Origin of the sequence: Mesorhizobium sp. M0185 (assembly GCF_040322175.1) — a bacterium.
In the GTDB taxonomy this organism is placed as follows: domain Bacteria; phylum Pseudomonadota; class Alphaproteobacteria; order Rhizobiales; family Rhizobiaceae; genus Mesorhizobium.
The window spans coordinates 1-7,222 of the sequence record NZ_JAMYSY010000097.1; the positions used below are offsets into that span (position 1 = coordinate 1).

Below are 7,222 nucleotides of genomic sequence, written 5' to 3' on the forward strand. Positions count from 1 at the left end.
GACAAGCTGGCTGCCAACTTCCTCGCCATGATCCAGCTCGCTTCGATCAGGCTATGGCTTCGCGCTAATGAGTCTACGGCCTAGTTTGAGAATGCCGAGTGGGCGGGGCTTTGAGATTTGATGGAGAAGCTCCTACCGCTATTCGACTTGCCTAGAAGCCTCGGCCAGCTGCTCTGATGTAGAGATAGCAAACCGAGGCAGAGATAAACTCATTGCCTTGACACCCGCCATTGATAGTGAGCTTAAGATTTCAATGGAATGAGGGCTTTCTGATGCCTCACCCTGCAAAGTCTCGCAACTATTCATTCGGCAGGAGCAGTGATCCACCCTATTATGCGTAATACAGCGTGTGAGGTGTGCGGCTGAGTATTTCCGCACCTTCCTCTGTCACCACGACATGCTCGCTGGTGCCAAACTGGTAACCACTTTCTCCGCGCAAGATGATTGGCATGTGAAAGGTCATGTTTGGCTCAAGTATGTCCGTAGCACCGGGCTGAAGGCTGATGTTGCCGCGCTCCACCCAATTGATGCCGGTTTGGTAGCCGACCCGGTGATTGAGCAAGTCAGGGCACCCATGTTGCTTGAGCACCTCTCTTCCGGCGGCATCGACTTCGCCGGCGGTCGCACCAGGCTTAATCGCAGCAATAACTGCCTCCAGAACTTCAATAGAAAGGTCGTGCAGGATTTCAGTTTCGGCATGCCGACCGAGTACGGCGCTCCGGACCAGTCCACAGGGGTAACCATTCTTCAAGCCAGCAAGTTCGACAAAGGCTGGCTCATTGTTGTTGATCCGGTTCTGCTGGGCTCTGCCGTGGGACAGCTTTGTCCGCTCGCCGAACAGCAAAGTCACGGAAGGCTTCTTGATAACACCACCAGCCTTCTCGACTTCCTGGTCAATGTTCGCAACCACTTCCGCTTCCGTAATGCCCTCCCGCAAGGATTGTTGGAATGTTCTGACGGCCACATCAGTCAATTCCATTGCGAGGCGCATGGCCTCGAGTTCCATCTCCGTCTTTACAGCCGCCACCGTCGCCACCAGACGAGTCGCGTCAGCGAACTTCGCATCGGGAAGATTTGCCTGAAGTGCGCTAACGTCCGCTGGCGCAAGATTCCAGCAGCCGAGTTCGAGTCCAATTCTTCGCCCACTCAAACCAAAACCGCGAATAGTATCGGCGCACACCGGTGCAAAACCTTCCTGGTCCCTATAGGTAACTATTTCCTGGACACAGCTATTTGGACGGACGCTGCTCAATTCATACTCTCGGATGACGAAAGTCGGCTTTTGTCCCGCTACGAGGATCAATGGGAACGGCATGAAATATGCACCGAGCCCGTCATATCCGCTGAGATACTGAAGGTGCCCGTGGGCGGTTACTACCAGAGCGTCGAGGTTGGCTCGCTCCATAGCCGCGAACACTTTCTGCTGACGACGTTGATACTCGGTATCCGGGAATGGAAGCCTAGTCAGAGAAACCAATGAGGACGTAGTAGTCATAGATCACCTAAGTTGGAAACTTTTGTTTAGCAGGCGTGTGTCAAGTACCCAGAATTTCGGCGACAATCCGAGGAACGGGCAAACTTGATGTTCTGGTCTTACCGATTTCACCCGTAGCAGCAGCTTGCGTCAAATGCAGTTTGTAGATAGTAGACATCTGTCTGCGCGATGACTTACTTTATGCATGCCTTATTCTAGGCAACGCTGGTGGCTAATACGGGCCAGACAAACGGTCTAGATGATTGCGATGTGTCCTGACTTAGCCACCGAGGGCAAGGCGAGGCCGCAACTGCCGCCTGCCGCTTATCGAATGGCTCATTTATGTCCCTTCCATCGTCTCGGCTACTAACGGGATCCAGGCATTTCGCCACGGCGTACTCGCCGCCATCGACAGAGGAATTTCGACTATGCTGGAAAGCTGATCAAGGCGGAAATACAGAGAACCATCAGCTATTTGCTTCACCGAATGTCGCTCATCGGCGATCCCATCTCGGCACCGAAGTTGCGTCCGCAAAAAGTTCCTATTCAAGCGCGAGCGTCAAGGGTGAACCTCAATCGCCATCGGACCACTGCGACCGAGCCTCGTCAGACGAAAGTCAGCAGCCGACTCGGATTGTCGATCATAATGGCATTCATGTCGTCTTCGGAGCAACCACGTTTTCGCATCAAAGGGAGGACCTGCTGCTGAATATGCGCGTAGCCGTGCCCACCGAGCTCAGCCAAACGGATTACATGGCAGATGTCATGACTGATCACGATTTGGCGGAGATGTCCGCGATCAATCAGACGCCTGATCGTCCGGATACGCATGCCGTCATTCGGCAGGTCGATGTCGGCATGCGCATAATAGGTGTTCTCCTGCCCGAACAGGTCCCACTCCAGCACAACACCGGAGTCGGCGAGGCGAAACAGGCGATCGTCGTCGAAAATCGTTCTGTCGATATGATCGATGATCGTACGCGACAGATCCGCACCTTGTTCCTTTAGGAACTCAACGAGCATCCACGGGTGGTCTTGATGGCGCGCCGGATGGATTGTCAGTGCCGCCCCGGTCTCCTGCTGGGCAATGACGGCGGCCGCCAGCACACGCTTCTCGAGATCGGTCCACGGCCACTGGCAGCCTATCTCACCCACGATCCCGGCACGTACCTGGGTGCCCCAAGCGCCCAGTTGAACCTGATCAATCATCTCTTGGGCGAAGCTGTCGATAGTCCTCTGGCTGTTATCCAGATTCTGGTAGTCATCGACGTAGTGACCGCAACCCATCACAATCTGCGCGCCACTCTCCCGGGACACCTCCACCAGACCCTCGGGATCGGGCACGAGACCACCTATCGTCAACTCGACGATCGTCCCGCCACCTGCCTCAACCATGCGGGCTGCCTCGCGAGCAGCCAGCCCACGATCCCTCTGCGTCGTGTTGCGCGCATCGGCGATGCCTCCGGTCATTAGTTTCCAGTAGTCGTGCGGATCGGGACCGCCCGTGGTCGACGCATCCCGCAGAGCCGGCCGTGTGACGTCCCAGATGAGATGCTCGTGCATCAGCGTCTGGCCCAGCGTCGCCGGGTCGACTAGGCCCAGCACCGTCTGTGCCTTACCCCTCATCTCGTTTCTGCTCAATCGCATGTTCATCTCCATTGACGGGCTTCTCGGGTACGGTGTCTGGCGGACCGCACTCACGCGACGGCGTTAAGTGGCCCAAGGAGCCTCCGACGCGTGCACGCGAATTCGTCCACTGCATCGACGAAGCGGTCGAGATCCGATTGTTGGACCGGGAGGCTCAGCGCGATCATTCCACGTCGGGCGAGATAAAAGCCCGCTTGCAGCATGTCGAGAAAGAAAAGTTCCCGCAGACCATCCTCCCGGGCAGTCGGCGAATAGGATCGGCGTATCGTGGGGGCGCGGTAGTGCGCAGTGGCGAGCGAGCCCACTCCGCTGAAGTGCATCGCCACGCCGAGCTTCATTAGCCGATCGTTCAGTGATGCCCTCAACCGTTCGCCGCGCTCGTACAATTCCTCCGCTGCAGCCTGTGTGAAGATTTCTCCCATCGCGACGCGAGCTGCAGCCATCGACAGAACGTTGTTGTTGAATGTGCCCGCGTGCGGCAAGCGCCCGTCGAAGAGGGACATCACGTCGGCCCGGCCACCGAAGGCCCCGAAGCTCATACCGCCCGCCATGTACTTGCCCAAAGTCGTGAGATCCGGCACAATTCCCAGACGTTTTTGAAGCCCCCCATCAGACATGCGCGATGTCATGACCTCGTCGAAGATAAGCAGAGCGCCCGCCCCTCGCGTCGCCTTCCGCAATGCTTTCAGGAAGCTGACCTCCGCAGGGATACAGCCGCCACTACCAAGCATGGGTTCGACAATCACGGCTGCGAGCCGATCCCGGTTCTGCTCTATCACTGCGGTGGCAACGTCCGGGTCGTTGTAGTCAGCTACAACCCATGGGAACGGAACGGTAACCGGGGACGGACCTTGGGGCGTGAACAACAGCACACCGCCATGATAGCCGCCGCGAAATGCAAGGATCATGTCTCGGCCGGTGTGGACGCGGGCCGCCGTCAGCGCCATGAGATTAGCTTCTGTGCCGCTGTTGGTGAACCGTACGAGCTCTATCGACGGAACCCGCGCGCAGATGAGCTGCGCAAGTTCGCATTCAGCCCTGCCCACCGCAGCGAGGTTCAGCCCCCGCGTCATAGCTTGCTGAATCGCGGCATGGATCCGCATTTCCGAATGGCCAAACAAGCCAGCCGTGTATTCGCCGCAGAGATTCACAAACTCATGGCCATCGATGTCCCACAGCCTACTGCCTTGGCCTTTCTCCATCGCAATGGGAAACGGCTGATAATATAGGACGGAGCGCGTGTTTCCGCCCGGCATGACTGTGCGGGCTTGGTTGTGAAGTTCGCAGCTTCGGGGATGCTTGGCAATGAAGCGGCCCCTGGCCTCGAGCAGGCTCGATTCAAGTGCGCTGTTCCATCCGGAGACGACCGACATCTTCTAGACCTCGACGCGTCGCTATCGACGCACTTACAGAGGGCGACGGAATTTCTGCCTTTTTCGCGATCGATGGATCGGCGCAGCCTTAAACAGCCAACGCCGTCTCGACGAGGTTTACCCAATAGCCAATGCCATAAGGCAGGGCTTCGTCGTTGAAATCAAACGCCGGGTGGTGCAAGGAAGCGGTCGGGCCGTTACCAAGGCGAATGTAGGAGCCCGGCCGCGCCTCAAGCATATAGGCAAAATCCTCCGCCCCCATGCTTGGTATCATCTTATCACTCACGGATTCAGATCCGACGAGGGAGCGTGCCGCCTTGATCGCTAGATTGGTCTCTTCAAAGTGATTGAACATGACCGGTTCGAGTCGCCGGTGCCTGAACTCGATTTCCGCGCCAAATCCCCGTGCGATTCCTTGCGCACACGCCTGAATCTGTCGTTCCGCGAAGTTCCGCAAGGAGGGCAGGAGTGTCCTTACGGTGCCGGCCAATTCAGCGCACTCTGGAACGATGTTGTATGCTGTGCCGGCATTCAACTTGGTGACAGAGATGACGAGGGACTCCATCGGGTCCGTGTTGCGCGAGACTAATGTTTGCAGGCCAACAATGATCTGGGCTGCAACAACAATCGGGTCGATGGTCCGATGCGGCTGGGCCGCATGGCCACCCCTGCCCTTTACAACGATATCGAACTCATCAAGCGCCGCCGCGTTAGGTCCATCGCACGTGAGGAATTTTCCCACTTCTATCCCCGGCCTGATATGCATGCCAAAGACCTGGGAGATGCCGAAACGGTCCATCATTCCTTCCTGGACCATCCTTTGGCCGCCCTGTCCATCTTCTTCTGCGGGCTGAAAAATGAGCGCAACGGAACCCTTGAAATTGCGGGTTTTTGCCAGGTATTTGGCCGCCCCTAGCAGCATTGCCGTGTGGCCATCATGGCCGCAGGCGTGCATTTTACCTGGTATCGTCGACGACCAGGGTTTGTTTGACGCTTCCATGATCGGCAGGGCGTCCATGTCCGCCCTCAACCCTATCGTCGGCCCGTCTCCACCTCCGCCCTGGATCGATGCAACGATGCCGGTTTCAGCTATCCCCGTTTCGATATGATTTATGCCGAACGAAGCCAGTTTGTTGGCAACGAACTGAGCTGTGCTGTGCAGGCGATAACCAAGCTCGGGATTTTGGTGCAGGTATCGGCGCCACTCGGTTGCCTCGCTCTGCAAATCCCAGAAAGTCTCTACGCTGCGCATCCTGTACCCATATTTTTAAGCCGGTCGGCAAATCATTGTTGGCCGATTGGCGCGTGCATCTGTTCAATCATCATTATCCCGGCGCCTTCCGTCAAATGCAGTTTGGATATCGTCTTCATCTAGAAGCGAGATGGACAGTCACCTGACGTAGCGGATGGCCTGCGCTTCCGGCATAGCAATGTGCTAAGGTGAGCTGGAGGAAGTCACATAAGGAGAGCTGTCCCTCGAAGGCGCTTGGACAATCGGTTTGGAATACTCCAGCCAAAGCACTCCAATGATCCTTCCTCACCTTCTCGGATCTTGGATACTGACCATCGAAGTCGGTACGCGAAGGCGACCTGACAAAAACTTGTCGATTGGAGTGGGCAAGGCGATCAGCAACCTAATTCGCTGTTCGCGGACGAAGCCCGCAAGTACCGGCTTGCCTGCTGAAGGCGTAGCCAAGGGAGCGGTGCAGTTCCATGTGACGCTCGGCCTTCCCGTCGAGGAACCGGCGACGGGTCAGGGATTAGGTGCAAGCGACATGCGGCTGGATGATACCAATTCGCAGAGGATCTTCGGAAAGACGCCGCCAGGCTCACAGCAGAGGCCGGCGCGAGCCGCCGCAAACGGCTGGCTTGCCCGCTAGTGCATTGATTCCAACACTTGGTGCCCGCGTCGCCGTGTGAGCTTTGCGAAGAAGCCCTCGACGGCGTTCAACCAGGAACAGGTCGGAACGAAGTGGAATGTCCAGCGTGGGTGCCGCGCCAACCAGGCCCGGACCTTCGGCTGTTTGTGCGTCGCATAGTTATCCAGGATAACATGAACCGCCTTATCCTGGGGCAACTGAGCCTCGATTGCACTGAGGAAGCGGATGAAATCCTGATGCCTGTGACGCTGCATGTTGCGGCCAATGACGGAGCCATCGAGAACATTCAGGGGAGCGAAGAGTGTCGTGGTGCCATGGCGCTTGAAACATGCGTCATCGTGCCGCTGCGGCGTTTCTTCAAAGGAAGTCCTGGCTGCGTCCGGTCGAGCGCCTGGATATGGCTGTTTTCATCGACGGAAAGGACAATGGCATGGGCCGGCGGCGACACATAGAGCCCGACGACGTCATGCAGTTTCTCGGCAAAAGCCTTGTCATTCGACAGTTGAGCTGTGCCAGCGGTGCGGCGCGGGACTGTCAGGAATTCTGTGCGCGAGGCCGGTCTCGTCATTGGCTGACGAACCTCTCGCCGAAGACAACGGCGAACTGGGTCTTGGCCTCGAACCATTCGCGCGGCGGTCGTTTCCATTCCTCAGCCGCATGGTTCAGGACCAGATATAGCAGTTTCATCGCCGCGTCGTCACTCGGGAAGTGTCCGCGGGTGCGGACGGCGCGGCGCAGCTTGGAGTTCAACGCCTCAATTGCATTCGTAACCGGTATGATCATAACGGTGCCATCCGATCCCCGCTGGAGATGAGCGATTTTCGGCGTATGGTGCGACCATCCGGGAC

The 7,222-nt window shown here is 57.3% G+C and carries 5 protein-coding genes and 2 pseudogenes; 1 reads left to right on the plus strand and 6 read right to left on the minus strand.

Going from position 1 to position 7,222, the window contains the following annotated elements; translation table 11 throughout:
- Positions 1–84 (plus strand): annotated as a pseudogene (locus NKJ20_RS33455) (IS5/IS1182 family transposase); the annotation flags it as partial.
- Between the two features lie 247 nt (positions 85–331).
- Here the strand turns inward: NKJ20_RS33455 and NKJ20_RS33460 are convergent.
- The 6 genes and pseudogenes from NKJ20_RS33460 to NKJ20_RS33485 all read right to left on the minus strand — a co-directional run.
- Positions 332–1,495, minus strand: a complete 1,164-nt coding sequence (locus NKJ20_RS33460; RefSeq protein WP_352749866.1) for a M24 family metallopeptidase — start codon at positions 1,493–1,495, stop codon at positions 332–334.
- Between the two features lie 585 nt (positions 1,496–2,080).
- Positions 2,081–3,133: a phosphotriesterase family protein gene (locus tag NKJ20_RS33465; protein ID WP_352749867.1), complete on the minus strand. Its 1,053-nt coding sequence runs from the start codon at positions 3,131–3,133 to the stop codon at positions 2,081–2,083.
- Between the two features lie 38 nt (positions 3,134–3,171).
- Entirely contained in the window at positions 3,172–4,494 is a 1,323-nt protein-coding gene (locus NKJ20_RS33470; RefSeq protein ID WP_352749869.1) for an aspartate aminotransferase family protein, read from the minus strand.
- 88 nt (positions 4,495–4,582) lie between these two features.
- A complete protein-coding gene (locus NKJ20_RS33475; RefSeq protein ID WP_352749870.1) occupies positions 4,583–5,746 on the minus strand; it encodes a M20 aminoacylase family protein in 1,164 nt (387 codons plus the stop codon).
- Between the two features lie 654 nt (positions 5,747–6,400).
- Positions 6,401–6,898, minus strand: a pseudogene (locus NKJ20_RS33480) (IS630 family transposase); the annotation flags it as partial.
- Positions 6,899–6,938: 40 nt separating this feature from the next.
- On the minus strand, positions 6,939–7,222 hold a 284-nt coding region (locus NKJ20_RS33485; protein WP_352749872.1), incomplete at its 5' end, for a transposase.

What these genes read in the sequence shown, in the direction of transcription:
- NKJ20_RS33460 (WP_352749866.1), bottom strand. Translation starts at nt 1,495, where the DNA reads ATGACTACTACGTCCTCATTGGTTTCTCTGACTAGGCTTCCATTCCCG.
- NKJ20_RS33465 (WP_352749867.1), bottom strand. Translation starts at nt 3,133, where the DNA reads ATGGAGATGAACATGCGATTGAGCAGAAACGAGATGAGGGGTAAGGCA.
- NKJ20_RS33470 (WP_352749869.1), bottom strand. Translation starts at nt 4,494, where the DNA reads ATGTCGGTCGTCTCCGGATGGAACAGCGCACTTGAATCGAGCCTGCTC.
- NKJ20_RS33475 (WP_352749870.1), bottom strand. Translation starts at nt 5,746, where the DNA reads ATGCGCAGCGTAGAGACTTTCTGGGATTTGCAGAGCGAGGCAACCGAG.